Source organism: Gemmatimonadaceae bacterium (assembly GCA_037721215.1).
Taxonomy (GTDB): Bacteria; Gemmatimonadota; Gemmatimonadetes; order Gemmatimonadales; family Gemmatimonadaceae; genus UBA4720.
Genome location: JBBJNV010000020.1, coordinates 45,476 through 59,380 on the forward strand (window position 1 = coordinate 45,476; position 13,905 = coordinate 59,380).

Below are 13,905 nucleotides of genomic sequence, written 5' to 3' on the forward strand. Positions count from 1 at the left end.
GGCTGCCGGAGGTCGATGATGAACCAGCAGTGTGCTGGTCCCTGGGGCCCGATCCGCGGACAGGCCCCCTCTGTTTTTCGTCTGCCACTATTGCTCCATTGTTTCACGTATGCCCGCTTGAAATGGCAATGCATATGCCATCGCGCCACGTTCGTTGACTCGCCTCACCCGCGTTCCTACGTTTGCCGACCCCAATGAACGACAAACTTTTCGGTTCCATCCAACCCCTCGGCCCCGGATCACGCGTTGCGCTCGTCGCACCCGCAGGAATCGTATTGGACCGCATGCATATCCTCCGCGCCGAGGAGAACGTGCGATCATTCGGCTGGACTCCAGTAACCGGCGCACACGCTACGTCGGCGTTCGGCTACCTCGCCGGCCGGGACCCGGAACGGTTGAGCGATCTGAACACTGCCTTTAGATCTACCGACATCGATGCCATCTGGTGCGTGCGGGGGGGATACGGCTCGATGCGATTGCTCCACGAAGTCGACTACGCGGCGTTCGCAGCCAATCCACGCCCCCTCATCGGCTTTTCCGACATCACCGCCCTGCACTCAGCGATTCACTCCCAATGCGGTTCAGTGACTTTTCACGGTCCCACCGCACGCGGAGTTCTTGGCGATTTCTCGCGTGAGTCGCTGCGCCTCGCGCTCGTCGAGCAACGCGATCCGTGTGGCGTTGCCGCAAACGGACGCGAGCTGACAGCGGGCCGCGCACGTGGCCGGCTGATCGGCGGAAATCTCGCGCTCGTAACTGCACTTCTCGGAACGCCTTTTGCGGCCGACTTCGACGATGCGATACTCGTCCTCGAGGATATCGGCGAAGCAGTCTACAGGGTCGATCGGATGCTCAGGCAGCTTCTGCTTGCCGGAGCGTTGCCACGGTGCGCCGGGATGGTAGCAGGCGATTTCCGAATGCCGGTGAAGGATCTCGAACCAGGGAACCGCACTGTCGATGACCTCCTGGGAGAGGCAGCCGAGGAAGCTCGCATACCCTGCCTTGCGGGTGCACCTTTCGGCCATATTCCCAATCAATGGACGTTACCACTCGGCGCTATCGCCGAGCTCGACACCGGCAAAAAATCGCTGCGAGTGGTCGCGCCAAACCACAGGAGCATTCAATGACCCACAATACAGGCGCTGAGCTGATCGACCAGGCAAAAGCACGCGTCAAGCAGATGGCTCCGGCCGACGCCATCAGTGGCCGGACGGACGATACGGTGTATCTGGATGTGCGTGAACCAAATGAGTGGAATCTCGGGCATGTGCCTGGCGCGATTCATATTCCGCGAGGAATGCTGGAGAGCAAGGTCGAAGAGCTGATATCCCGTGACAAGCGAGTGGTGATCTACTGCGCGAGCGGAAATCGATCTGCGCTGGCCGCAGACACCATGCAACAGATGGGATATGACGATGTCTGCTCGATGTCCGCGGGTTTTCGCGGGTGGGCTGATTCGGGTGGCCAGGTCGAATCGTGATTGAAGTCGATGAGTTCGAGCTATGGCGCGACCGGGATGAAGACTCTCCCCTCATAATTCGCGGTGATGCTCGAATCCCATCTGATGCCAAGGCAACCGTGGTCATCTGCCACGGATTCAAGGGGTTTGCGCGTTGGGCGTTCTTCCCCTATCTCGCCGACCGGATTGCGACCGCCGGGCTGGGAGCCATCACCTTCGACTTTTCCGGCAGCGGAATTGGTGAAGATCGCGAGAACTTCACCAATCCCCACGCGTTCACGAATAATACCTTCACCCAAGAACTCGACGATCTGGACGCGGTGATCGCTGAAGCAAGAGTGAAGGACTGGATCGGGGAGGGATACGGTCTGTTCGGACACTCGCGCGGCGGTGGCGTCGCCGTCCTGCACGCGTCCCGCAATCCGGACGTCAGAGCGCTGGTGACGTGGGCGGCCATTTCTGATCCCAACCGCTGGCCAGCAGACGTAGTGGCGCTGTGGAAAGCGCTTGGATATATCGATGTGCACAATGCCCGCACAGGCGAAATCATACCGCTCAGCACAGCGATCCTCCACGAGGTCGAAGCACTCGGCGAGACTACTTTGAATATTGACGCGGCGGCTTCCGGGGTCCGCTCGCCCTGGCTCGTGATTCATGGCGACAGTGACGAGACAGTGCCGCACTCCGAGGGCGAGCGGCTTCATCGCTCATCGAGCGAAGTGAGTGAGTTCCGGCTTATCGAGGGCGCAAACCACGCGTTCGATGCCAGCCATCCTCTCACTGAGCCGCCGCAGGCGCTCGACGCAGTGACTCGCGATACAGTTGAATTCTTTTGCCGGCACCTCGCGGCGTCGACTATGTGATACCTCTCGCACTCAGCTCCCATGCGCAGATCAGGCGTCTGGCGATATCGCTGAAGGTGAGACATGCCCCCGCCATTACGCACCCAGGGGCGAAACGGGCATGCGTTGCGCTTCTCATTCGTCTGGGGGCTGTTGCCACACCCGAAATTCTTCTCATTCAGCGGGCAGAGTACGAAGGCGATCCGTGGAGCGGGCAGATAGCGTTCCCCGGTGGGCGGGAAGAACCCGGCGACGAATCGCTTTACGACACTGCAGCACGCGAGACTTTCGAAGAGACCGGGATAGATCTCCGCGCCAACGGCGAACTGCTGGGTACGCTCGACGACCTTCACCCGCTGACGGTCCGGCTGCCGGCCGTCATCGTCCGGCCATTCGTTGTCCTGGTTGCAGATATTACGGAAGTGCGGCACAACCGGGAAGTCGCGAAGAGCTTCTGGGTGCCTTTTCCGAAGTTGTCGGATCGTGCAGTGTGGCGAGAGACGACCGTTGCGGCAGGCGGACACGAGTTTAGCCGTCTGGCGTTTCATCACGAGGGGTGCGTCGTGTGGGGAATGACTGAGCGAATTCTTTCCGGGCTGATAGCGGGAATGGCCCGGGTTTAGCTTGCAGTGGCGAAAAAATTCAGGGATGGCTTAATCCCCCTTCAGCAGACTGCGCGTGGCAACCCAACTTACTGACCGGCCTCCTGACCCAGCGGTTTCACCTCAGCCGGATCCAGGCTGGCGGCGCGCCCGCGTGTCGCCCTCGCTGGCCGAGGTGTACCGCACCGTTCCGGTGACGGGGGCAGGATGGTGGCGCAAGATCCTGGCGTTTGCGGGCCCTGGATATCTCGTCGCGGTTGGTTACATGGACCCCGGCAACTGGGCCACGGATCTGGCCGGCGGTTCGCAGTTCGGATACCGCCTCCTGACAGTGATCCTGATCTCGAATCTGATGGCGATACTGCTTCAGGGTCTTTCGGCCAAGCTTGGAATTGTCACCGGGCGCGATCTCGCGCAGGCGTGTCGCGATAATTACTCGAAGCCGGTCGTCTGGTTTCTCTGGGTCATCTGCGAGCTGGCGATTGCGGCCTGCGATCTCGCGGAGGTGATCGGTTCGGCGATTGCGCTCAACCTGCTTTTCGGGATACCGCTGCCGCTGGGAATCGGGATTACGGCGCTCGACGTTCTGATTGTCCTCTACCTGCAGAACAAAGGATTCAGGTTGCTCGAAGCGCTCGTGATCGCGCTCGTCGGAACCATCGGTGCGTGCTTCCTGTTCGAAATGATAATTTCCAGCCCGCCGATAGCGGAGGTAATGAAGGGATTCATCCCGACCTCGCAGGTGGTCACCAACCCGGCCATGCTCTACGTGGCTATCGGGATACTTGGTGCAACGGTAATGCCGCACAACCTCTACCTGCATTCGTCGATAGTTCAGACAAGACAATACGAGCAGACCAGCGAAGGGAAGAAAACCGCGGTGAAGTTCGCGTTCATCGACTCGACGATTGCGCTCTCGTTCGCGTTGTTCATCAACGCCGCCATTCTGATCGTTGCGGCCGCGACATTCCATACGAGCGGCAACACCGAAGTCGCGGAGATTCAGGACGCGTACAAGCTGTTGACGCCGCTGCTTGGTGCCGGAGCCAGCACGGTGTTCGCGCTCGCGTTGCTGGCGTCAGGCCAGGCATCGACAATTACCGGGACGCTCGCCGGCCAGATCGTGATGGAAGGCTTTCTCAACATCCGCCTCAGGCCGTGGCTGCGCCGCCTCATCACTCGCAGCATTGCGATCGTACCGGCTGCGATTGTGGCCATCCTGTACGGTGAAAGCGGCACCGCACAATTGCTTGTCTTCAGCCAGGTGATCCTCAGCATGCAGCTTTCATTTGCTGTCTTCCCGCTGGTGAGGTTTACCTCCGACAAGACAAAGATGGCCGAGTTCGCCAACCCTGTATGGCTCAAGTCCCTCGCTTATCTGGTTGCGACAGTGATCGCTTCGCTCAACATTTGGCTGCTCGTTCAGTTCTTCACGGGAGCGTGAGCATGTACAAGAGAATACTGGTCCCGGTCGAGAACTCTCCGTTCGATGACGCGATCGTCGATCACGTGAAGTTGCTCGCCAGGATCTGCAATTCCTCGGTTATTCTCATTCACGTCGCCGACGGCTGGGCCGCGCGTAATATTTCTCATCTGAAGTTGAGAGAGAGCGAAGAAATGCAGAACGACCGCGCGTACATCGAGCGCCTCTCGGCGACTCTCGAGGCAGAAGGATTCGATTCCGAAGCAGTACTCGCATCCGGCGATCCTGCTTCTGAGATTTCGGCGGCGGCTGTTCGTGAGGAGTGCGACCTGATTGCGATGTCCACGCATGGCCACAAATTCATTGGCGACTTGATTCACGGCAGCGTGGCGCATGGAGTGCGGCACGGTTCGACGATTCCGGTGTTGCTCGTTCGTGGCAACGCCCGAGGCCGGGGCGCGGCGGGAGCGTGATGGCTGCGCGGCGTGGCCCGTTGCGGCCGGGTGTGCCGGATGCGCAAAGTGAATCGCTGACGGCGCCGGTTGAGGACTATCTCAAGGCCATCTATTCCCTTGGCCGGGGAAGTGTGCCGGTTGCGACCAACGACATCGCGAACAGGCTTCTGCTGGCGCCCGCATCGGTAAGCGGAATGGTGCAGCGTCTGGCGGAGCAGGGCCTGCTATCCTACGAACGTTATCGCGGAGTGACGCTCACCGAGTCCGGGCGAAGAGCTGCCTTGCGCACGCTCCGCCGGCACAGGGTAATCGAAGCCTATCTGTCGGGTGCGCTTGATTATCCCTGGGACCGGGTGCATGACGAAGCCGAGCGCCTCGAACACGCCGCGTCTGACGAGCTCGTTGACCGGATGGCTGAGGTGATGGGCGAGCCGCTGGTGGATCCGCATGGTGCGCCGATACCTTCGCGCGACGGCATGATGGACGAAACCGAGTACATGCAACTCGGGGATATCGATGCCGGGTCGGGGGCGCGGGTGGTGCGCGTAAGCGATGCCGATCCGGAGATGCTGAGATATCTGGCCGAGCTTGGCATTGTTCCCGGTGCAGAGCTTGTGGTGGTGGCGAAAGCTCCGTACGATGGGCCCGTCTCTTTACGGACCGCGGGCAATCTGCTGTCGATCGGCCCCCCGCTTGCTGCCCGGGTCATGGTCGAGCCAATAGCAAACGAAGGGCCTTCGCACTAGGAGCTCAAATGGCGTATCCCTCTGTGACTGAAGCTGGCGAGGCTGCGCCGGCTGCCCATAAACGCCCGGAGAAGGGCGAGCTCGATGTGTACGGGCTGACCCACCGCGGGCTCGTACGGTCGCACAATGAGGACCATTTCCTTGTCTGCACTCTCCAGAAGCGCATGGAGGTGAGTCACACCAGCCTTCCCGATATCTCGCAGCTCGGCGGAACTGAGCGGCTTGCGTTTATCGCCATGGTTGCCGATGGGGTTGGCGGCGCTGCTGCCGGTGAGGAGGCAAGCCGGCTCGCGCTGGAAGGAGTGACGCGTTACGTGTCACAGGCCCTCAGCTGTTTTTACAACAATGACAGCGCCAACGATGCCGGCTTCATGCAGGAGCTCGAGGAGGCGGCACTGAAAGTTCATAATGAGCTGGCAGCTACCGCTGCGGAAAATTCGGCGCTGCGTGGAATGGCGACCACACTTACGCTGTGGATCGGTCTGGGGCCGCGGGCATTTCTCGTGCAGGTTGGCGATAGCCGCTGCTATTCGTTGCGGGGTGGTAAGCTGGTCCAGATTTCACGCGACCAGACGATGGCGGAGGAGATGATAACGCAGGGAGTTCTCTCTCGCGAAGACGCCGCTGGCAGCAGGCTCGCAAACATACTGTCGAGTGCGATTGGCGGGCCGCAGGCAGCGCCTGTGGTGCGCCGGCTGGAACAAGCGGAAGGGTCGGTGGGGCTGCTCTGCAGCGACGGACTCACGCGCCATGTGTCCGACGATCGTATCCGCGACCGGCTGGTGTCGATGACTTCGGCTCAACAGGCTTGCGAGACGCTGCTGCAGGACGCGCTCGATGCCGGTGGGAGCGACAACATCACGATAATTGTTGGCCGGAAGATTCCGGGAGCGGGCGAACTGGTTGCGAGAGATGGCCATTTGGCCTAAATTGATGTACCACTTGCCGAGGGGCCCATGGCCGCCATTCGACCGCATAGCCACCGCGCGGATCAGCTCAGTCACCGGTTCATAACCGGTCTTTTCGGTGGCGACGACTGGCAATCGCTTCATCAGTTGATGCAGACAGGGCTCGAGAAAAAAGCATTCAGGGCACAAACGGTCACCGAGTTTCTCGAGCACGCCGTGACCGAAGTGGCTGCACGGTCGGCATTGCGTTCCTATCTTGTCGCGGATCGATCCTGGAAGCGAAGGGTGAGCGAGAAAAGTCCGCTCTCCGCAGCGGAGCTGGACCGGATCGCCGACGTCGGCGAGGTTGTGCGGGAAGCAAGGCGCATCTGGGGCGAGTCCGATGCCGCCGAGCGGTTCCTCACCCGCCCACATCCGCAACTGAGGGATAGAAAGCCAATCGAGGTCGCGGCGACGGAAGGTGGGGCGCAGGCCGTTCGTGAGCTCATGTCACGAATCGAGGAAGGAGCGCCCGGCTGATGGTGCTGCGAGCTGTTCGTGTCACGGCTCGCACGTATGACCCTCGGCGCTCGAGTGGTCGTGAGAATCGTTGGAATGCGGCGGGCCAGGCTGTCGTGTACCTATCCGAACATTTTTCGACTGCCCTTCTGGAAATGCTTGTTCACAGTGCTGGAGTGCCGGTGCCGTGCCATGCGGCCTGGGCGACAATCAGGGGTGGCGTCAGCGTCGAGGAACTCGATGTGGCGAAGTGGCCCGGCTGGGATGATCTGGACGATCAAGGGTTCGCTCGAGCCGCAGGCTCAAAGTGGTTCTCGGAGCATAGAAGTGCCTGCCTTCTTGTGCCGTCGGTACCCGGGCGGCCATTCGAGCGTAACATCGTTGTGAATACCACCCATAAGCTGGCCGGGAGGATCGTGTGGGAGACCACGGTCGAAGTTCCGTGGGATCCGCGAGTGTTCGGCTAGCGAGCAGGCTGAAGTACAGATTTCGACGGGCCCGGCTCTACGGCAGATAACCCATAATGCGTGGGGAAACAACCAGGGCTTTTTCGCCGTTTCGCCCGACTAGCTTTCACCCATGCTCGTCCACGCTTTTGCGGTATTGCTTGCGTTCCAGCAACCCGCCCCTCGAACCATCGCCATCGACGAGCGGCTGGCCGCCGACGCCCGAATTGCGATTGGAGATCGGCTCACCGTATCGGCTCAGTCGGGCGCCGCAAATGTTGACACTGTAATCGTCTCCGCGATCGTCAAGCGAGGTGCAGATCCCGCCGAGATCGCGCGCAGCGAGTACAGGATTCACATGCATCTGGATCATCTGCAGAAAATTGCGGAGTACGGAGACCGTGTCGACAAATTCGCCGTGGCCACTCGGGGCCCATCGGCAACCGAAGAAGCGCTTGCCGCAATCAACCTCGCCGCTTTTGGATTCCAGGCGCATCGGTCGCGCGACATCGCGGTAGAAACCTCGAAAACGTTTCAGGTCATCAGCCGGTTCCATCGGGCAATCGGGGTGATCACCATTGTCGCCAGCGCGATCTTTCTGCTCTGCATCATGCTGCTCAAAGTCGAGGAGCGGCGACGTGACGTAGCGGCTTTGCGTCTCATGGGGATTTCAAGGAGAACCGTCGTGCAGAGCGTCGTCATCGAGGCGGCGGTCCTGGCGGTGGTCGGAAGCGCGCTGGGAGTGGCGGTCGGCTTCGGGGCATCGCTGTTCATCAACTGGTATTACCAGAGTCTTTATCGCACGCCGCTTTATTTTTCGATGATCACGCCGTCGATTATCACTCTTGCGGTGGGCTTGTCGCTGATACTGGGCATAGGCGCCGGGCTGCTTGCTTCGCTGCGTCTCGTGCGTACGCCGCCGCTGGCGCTTTTCGGACGCTGATGCGGCTGGCTCTGGCCTGGGCGGGGCTGAGAGGGCATGGCGTTCGCACCTTGCTTGCCATACTGGGAGTGGCGGTTGCCGCGGCGATGCTGCTCGACATGGTGATGATGTCGACGGGTATGCGCGAATCATTTCGTGAGCTGCTGCTATCGCGCGGATATCAAATCCGGCTTGCTCCCAAAGGGACACTCCCATTCGACACGGATGCCACCATCGAAGGGACGAGCCGCATCGTCGCCGTTCTTCGCGCAAATCCCGACATCGTGGCGGTAAGTCCGGTGCTGGGCGCAACCATCCACGTACCGGTTGGGAATCGTACGGTGACAAGCGCTGCGCTCGGAGTTATGGCCGAGGTGCAGGGAGATTACGAACTTCTGTCGGGCCGTGATCCGATTGCGTCCAATGCGATAGCGGTGAATGACGACTTCATCAGGGCGACAGGGGCACAAATTGGAGATACGCTTGAAGTTGCAACGGGTTATGACCCTCAGCTCAGGACCTTTGCTGCGTCGAAGAGACTGGTGGTGACGGGTCGCCTGCGCTTCATCTACGGCGCCATCAATCAGCCCGCGACCGCGATTCGACTCTCGACACTTCAGGAAATGGGTGGAGCGGTGCGTACGGATGATGCGTCGTTGTTCATGCTCAAGGTTAGGGATGGTGCCGACGTCGAGCGCATCCGCCGGTGGATCGAACGCGGGGTGCCGTCGGTGAGTGCGATCTCAACAGCCACCGCGATTGCGCAGGTGGACGAGCGGCTCAGTTATTTTCGCCAACTGGCATTCATCCTCGGCACCGTCAGCCTGTTTGTCGGATTTCTGCTCGTAACGACGCTCGTGACTGTGTCCGTCAACGAACGCATCGGCGAGATCACGGTAATGCGCGCGATCGGCGTCTCGAAAGCACATATCGTGCAACAGATTGTGATGGAGGGCATGGTAATCAGCCTGGCTGGCGCAGTTGGCGGGCTGGCGCTGGGCCTCGGGACCGCCCGGTATCTCAACAGCATTCTCTCGAGCTTTCCCGGGCTTCCGATGGCCATCGATTTCTTTCTTTTCCAGCCGCGATCCGCGTGGACGGCGATGGGATTGCTGACGTTATCGGGAGTGGCGGCGGGTGTGTATCCGTCATTCCGGGCCGCGTCGCTTCCCATCGCGACGACTCTCAGAGAAGAGGCGATCGCGTGATATACCGGCGCCCGATATGTCTCTGCCCGCAGGCCGACGAGTGACAACTATCGGTGCCGATCGAGCCGTGCGTGATGCTGCAGCGAGCGCGGCAGGCAACGTCGTCGAAGCGCGCGATCTCGCTCGCGAGTACAGGTTTGGCAAGGAACGCGTGCATGCGCTCCGTGGAGTGACGTTCGACATTGCCGATGGCGATTACGTGGCGATCGTCGGACCCTCGGGGTGCGGCAAGTCGACGTTGCTCAATCTGCTCGGCGCTATCGATCGCCCAACGAGCGGCTCGGTCACCATTCGCGGCGAAAATGTCGGAGCAATGCGCGACCGCGAGGCGACTTTGTTCAGGCTGCGTAACATCGGTTTCGTGTTTCAGAGGTTCTACCTCATGCAGACTCTGTCGGCGCGCGAGAATGTGGAATTGCCGATGGCCGAGGCGGGCGTGAAGTCGGCAGAACGTGTAGCGAGGGCGAGGGAGCTGCTCGCGTATGTGGGCCTGGAACACCGTGAACGGCATCGTCCGTCGGAGCTGTCGGGCGGAGAGCAGCAGCGTGTGGCTATCGCCCGTTCGTTGTCCAACCGTCCCGCGATACTCCTTGCCGATGAGCCAACCGGAGAGCTCGACGCGAGAACCGGGGCCGATATCATCGGCCTCTTCGAACGGCTCAATGGGGATGGCACCACGCTTATCGTAGTCACCCATGACGAGGAGCTTGCACGCGCAGCCCGGCGCCGCATCCACATGCGCGACGGAGTCATTGCGTGATCCCGCTTCTCGCGCTGAGGAACATCGTGTCCCGCCCATGGCGCGCGCTGCTGCTGTTTTTCGGGTACGGCGTTGGAGTTGGAGTGATGGTCGTGCTCCTTTCGATTGGCGAAGCGCTGCTGAGTCAGGCGCGCGACGAGCGGCTGGTGGGTGGCGGGTCAATTACGGTGCTGCCTCAGGGCCTCGACGTCGAGGTAATGAAGACCGGTGGTGTGGGCGGTCTCTATTTCTCCATCGACCACGGGCGGTTCGTCTACGATCAACTTCTCGCGTCGCCGCGGTTGTCGAACGTGATAAGCGCTGTGGCGCCCCAGATCGACGGCCGCCTGACGTATCTGCGCTCGATGAGCGGCGCGGAGTACGCCGTGCGGGCCAGCGGCGGGGTGCCGAGTGCGGCAACAGCGGTGGGTGTGCCCCTCCAACTCGTCAGCGGCAGCTGGAAGAATGATGAAGGTGACCGGAAATGGATCTCCCCGACCCCGCGCGAGCTGCGCGACGAGATCGATCATTTTCATCTACCGCCTGACAATGTTGCCAACCGCGAAAGCTGGGCTGAGTGGCACTACTTCAATGTGATATCACCGGATAGCAGGCGATGGGCTTTCATTTCTTTCATCGTCGCGGGCGATGTAGGCCGTGAGAAATGGGGCGCGAGCGTGACGATCACGTTGCGGGAGCAGGGTGGGCGGTCGCGGAAATTTGTCTCATACATTCCGCGTGAGCGCGTCCGTTTCTCTACGACCGATGCCAATCTCGCGCTCGGCGGCTCGACCGTCACTGTCCGCCCCGACGGCAACTACGTCGTTGCCGCAGAAGCGCGGGAAGAAGGAGGGGGCGATGTCGTGCGTGTGAATCTCGTTGTCACACCCACGCCGCGTGCGTATTTCCCGGGCGCATCGCTTGGGTCGAGAGAGCTCGTATCCGGGTATGCGGTACCGGCGTTGCGCGCGAATGCCGATGGCAGGATCTGCGTCGGCGGAGCATGTGAGACCTATGCGGGGGCGCAGTCATATCACGATCACAACTGGGGTGTGTGGCGGGGAGTTACGTGGGACTGGGGCGCTTCGAGAGCAGGCGGCTACACACTTCTTTATGGCAGAGTGCTGGGGCCGGACCAACGTGGAAGGGAGACCCCGTTATTCGTTTATCTCGTGGACTCGCTTGGATTCAGATCCGTGATGCGGCCGCGGCGAATCGACTATACCGACGGGCGGGTGATAGAGGTCGATGGACGGCGTGTAGCTGTTCCGTCGCGCGCGGTGTTCGCGGATGTACGGGGTGCCGACACACTGCGTGTCGAGCTAGTGATAGACGACGCAATCGGAACCGACACGCGGAAGCAATCGGAGGGCGAGAGTCCGTTCGCGAATCAGGGCGATGGATTGGCCGGGACTGCCGATAGTCGCGTCGAAGAGCGCGGCGACCCGAACCGCGTCGCCGACGCCGGGCGGCCCTACTTCATCCAGATGAAAGGGACCGCAAGCATCAGCGGGCGTATCAGTGGCGAGATCATTCGCGGAACCGGAACCGGATTTTTCGAAACCTATCGTTAGCTCAGCCGGTCAGCCCCGGGCGTCAGCGCGCGGCTCTCGGTTATTTAGGGCTTCGCGATTCCCGCTGGCGCTATTATGATGACGGGGATTGTGCAGCGTCTTATCATGCCTCCCTTGATAATTATGGATTCTTTGACTGAGGCAATTTCGTGGACGGTCACGGGCATGCTTCCCCGCTCTGGTCGAGATGCTTGCCCCCGCCTGCGGTTCCTGGGGCTTTCGCTCGTTGGCCTAATCACGGCATGCTCAGCGCTCACTACTGGCCCGGATGTTTCAAGTGTTAGCGGAGCCTATAAGTTAGTTCTTGTCGACGGGCAGCAATTGCCGACGGCTATTGAGTCTGGTGTTTGCCCGCGAGAGATTTTCGACGGCGAACTCAACCTCGAACCAAAGGTTTCGAATCGCCGCGAGTCGTATGGGATTCACGTATACGCGAGACTTCGGTGCGATCCAAATCGAATCCTACAGGCGGAATTGCGTAATCAGCTATCTGATCTTGGTCGCTGGAATCTGGACGGCAGCAGTGTGCAGTTCCGGTCCGACAGGGGCAACGGGGATTTTTCGGTGCAGGTGCAGGATCCATCACTGAATGGCGGTGTCCCCGGCCCAACGCTCGTCATCAAGTCCAATGGCCGGGAATACACTTTCCGACGAGACCGGCTTTTCGGCAGCCGGCCCTGACGTGATCCATGCGACCCCCACCCCCTTGCACCGCGACTAAACGTGGGTGAACGCAATACGGTTGAACGGGAAACGCTCAACATGTCACTCACCGGGGTTGTTCTTCCACCGTCCTACGCCGGATTCTTCGGGATGCGATCGGCACCGATACACGGAAGCAGGCTAAGGGGGAAGGTCCATTCGCGAATAAGGAAACGGACCTGGAAAAGGGGGCTGCGGCTGGGGTTGAGGAACGAGGGGATCCTGCCCGCGCCGTTGACGCAAAGCGTTCCGAGCCACTCGTCAAATCCAGGAATCTTCGCGCCGTTGTGGCCTGTCAACTGAAGGCAGGACGATGGTCCACCCCGTCACCCTCGCTCAAAACGCGGTCGAGTACTTCACGATCGACGTTGCCCCCTGACAGTACAACTCCGACGCGCTTGCCGCGCATGCTGGCGCGTTCCTTCATCAGTGCGGCCATTGCGGCGGCGCCAGCTCCCTCCGCTACGTTGTGCGTGTCGGTGAAGAGTATCCGCATCGCTGCCTCGACTTCCGGATCGCTCACCTGCACGACACGTTCCGCACCCCGACGGATGATTTCCAGGGCCTCGGGGACAGGCGTGCGACATGCCATCCCGTCGGCGATCTGCGTTGTGACGTCGTGCGAAACAGGATGACCGGCGGCGAACGAGATCGCGTATGCAGGCGCGGCATCCGACACAACGCCGACGATCTTTGTGTGAAGACCAAGCGCTTCGCGCGCCGCGATCAGTCCGCAGATTCCCGATCCAAGTCCGATCGGGACGTAAACGGTATCGAGGTCAGGCACGGCTCGAAAAAGCTCCAGTGAGTAGGTGGCAACGCCGAGGAGCAGGAGTGGATGAAATGCCGGTACGAGATGCCAGGCCCGCTCTACGGCGATCTCAGCCGCGGCCTCCAGTGCCGCCTGAAAGTCGTGTCCGCGCTCGATCAGCTCAACGCCAAGCCTGCGCATCGCATTGTTCTTTTCGACGGCGTTACCCCGTGGCACCACAACAGCGGCTGCCAGCCCGTGACGCCTAGCGGCCAGCCCGATCGACTGACCGTGATTTCCCCGCGTTGCCGTGACTACACCGGTTACACCGGGCTCCGTCCGGCGGAGGTGGTCGAGGTACGTGATGCCGCCGCGTACCTTGAACGCCCCCACCGGGGTCTGGTTCTCGTGCTTCACCCACACCTCCGCCCCTGTTCGCGCCGAGAGCGCCGGCCAGGACTGCTGAGGTGTCGGTGGCATAACCGTGTAAACGAGCGCGGCTGCGGACTCCAGCTCGTCGAGCGATGGAAGCGGAAAGCTCATCGCCATCTTTCTACTGTGTGTTCCATGGGACTCCTGGAAGGGCAGAACCGGCAATGCACATGCCAATTGCTGAGTGTTGTCGCCCGC

General features: G+C 60.9%; 15 protein-coding genes. 14 read left to right on the forward strand and 1 reads right to left on the reverse strand.

What is annotated here, in order from left to right; translation table 11 throughout:
* Window positions 1-194 precede the first annotated feature (194 nt).
* The 14 genes from WKF55_11770 to WKF55_11835 all read left to right on the forward strand — a co-directional run bounded on the left by WKF55_11770 (window position 195) and on the right by WKF55_11835 (window position 11,822).
* On the forward strand, window positions 195-1,127 hold the full coding sequence (locus tag WKF55_11770; GenBank protein ID MEJ7760253.1) for an LD-carboxypeptidase: 933 nt from the start codon (window positions 195-197) through the stop codon (window positions 1,125-1,127).
* Window positions 1,124-1,480, forward strand: a complete 357-nt coding sequence (locus WKF55_11775) for a rhodanese-like domain-containing protein (protein MEJ7760254.1) — start codon at window positions 1,124-1,126, stop codon at window positions 1,478-1,480. Before WKF55_11770 ends, WKF55_11775 begins: the two co-directional genes overlap by 4 nt.
* Window positions 1,477-2,322: an alpha/beta fold hydrolase gene (locus tag WKF55_11780; GenBank protein MEJ7760255.1), complete on the forward strand. Its 846-nt coding sequence runs from the start codon at window positions 1,477-1,479 to the stop codon at window positions 2,320-2,322. Before WKF55_11775 ends, WKF55_11780 begins: the two co-directional genes overlap by 4 nt.
* On the forward strand, window positions 2,319-2,924 hold the full coding sequence (locus WKF55_11785) for a CoA pyrophosphatase (GenBank protein MEJ7760256.1): 606 nt from the start codon (window positions 2,319-2,321) through the stop codon (window positions 2,922-2,924). Before WKF55_11780 ends, WKF55_11785 begins: the two co-directional genes overlap by 4 nt.
* A gap of 55 nt (window positions 2,925-2,979) precedes the next feature.
* The gene (locus tag WKF55_11790) at window positions 2,980-4,347 is read left to right on the forward strand and encodes an Nramp family divalent metal transporter (protein ID MEJ7760257.1); all 1,368 of its coding nucleotides are present in this window, start codon (window positions 2,980-2,982) and stop codon (window positions 4,345-4,347) included.
* A 2-nt stretch (window positions 4,348-4,349) separates the two neighbouring features.
* Window positions 4,350-4,799: a universal stress protein gene (locus tag WKF55_11795; GenBank protein MEJ7760258.1), complete on the forward strand. Its 450-nt coding sequence runs from the start codon at window positions 4,350-4,352 to the stop codon at window positions 4,797-4,799.
* Window positions 4,799-5,527, forward strand: coding sequence for a metal-dependent transcriptional regulator (locus tag WKF55_11800; GenBank protein MEJ7760259.1), 729 nt, complete (start codon window positions 4,799-4,801; stop codon window positions 5,525-5,527). The genes WKF55_11795 and WKF55_11800 overlap by 1 nt, the downstream gene beginning before the upstream one ends.
* A gap of 8 nt (window positions 5,528-5,535) precedes the next feature.
* Window positions 5,536-6,456, forward strand: a complete 921-nt coding sequence (locus WKF55_11805; protein MEJ7760260.1) for a protein phosphatase 2C domain-containing protein — start codon at window positions 5,536-5,538, stop codon at window positions 6,454-6,456.
* 27 nt (window positions 6,457-6,483) lie between these two features.
* Window positions 6,484-6,954 carry an antitoxin Xre/MbcA/ParS toxin-binding domain-containing protein gene (locus tag WKF55_11810; GenBank protein MEJ7760261.1) on the forward strand — a complete coding sequence of 157 codons (471 nt, stop codon included), beginning with the start codon at window positions 6,484-6,486 and terminating at the stop codon, window positions 6,952-6,954.
* Window positions 6,954-7,400, forward strand: coding sequence for an RES domain-containing protein (locus WKF55_11815; protein ID MEJ7760262.1), 447 nt, complete (start codon window positions 6,954-6,956; stop codon window positions 7,398-7,400). Before WKF55_11810 ends, WKF55_11815 begins: the two co-directional genes overlap by 1 nt.
* 112 nt (window positions 7,401-7,512) lie before the next feature.
* Entirely contained in the window at window positions 7,513-8,322 is an 810-nt protein-coding gene (locus WKF55_11820; GenBank protein ID MEJ7760263.1) for an FtsX-like permease family protein, read from the forward strand.
* Complete coding sequence (locus tag WKF55_11825; GenBank protein MEJ7760264.1) at window positions 8,322-9,509, forward strand: FtsX-like permease family protein; 1,188 nt, start codon at window positions 8,322-8,324, stop codon at window positions 9,507-9,509. The genes WKF55_11820 and WKF55_11825 overlap by 1 nt, the downstream gene beginning before the upstream one ends.
* 16 nt (window positions 9,510-9,525) lie before the next feature.
* Window positions 9,526-10,269 carry an ABC transporter ATP-binding protein gene (locus WKF55_11830; GenBank protein ID MEJ7760265.1) on the forward strand — a complete coding sequence of 248 codons (744 nt, stop codon included), beginning with the start codon at window positions 9,526-9,528 and terminating at the stop codon, window positions 10,267-10,269.
* Window positions 10,266-11,822 carry a hypothetical protein gene (locus WKF55_11835; GenBank protein ID MEJ7760266.1) on the forward strand — a complete coding sequence of 519 codons (1,557 nt, stop codon included), beginning with the start codon at window positions 10,266-10,268 and terminating at the stop codon, window positions 11,820-11,822. Before WKF55_11830 ends, WKF55_11835 begins: the two co-directional genes overlap by 4 nt.
* A gap of 997 nt (window positions 11,823-12,819) precedes the next feature.
* Here the strand turns inward: WKF55_11835 and WKF55_11840 are convergent.
* On the reverse strand, window positions 12,820-13,818 hold the full coding sequence (locus WKF55_11840; GenBank protein ID MEJ7760267.1) for a threonine dehydratase: 999 nt from the start codon (window positions 13,816-13,818) through the stop codon (window positions 12,820-12,822).
* Window positions 13,819-13,905: the final 87 nt, after the last annotated feature.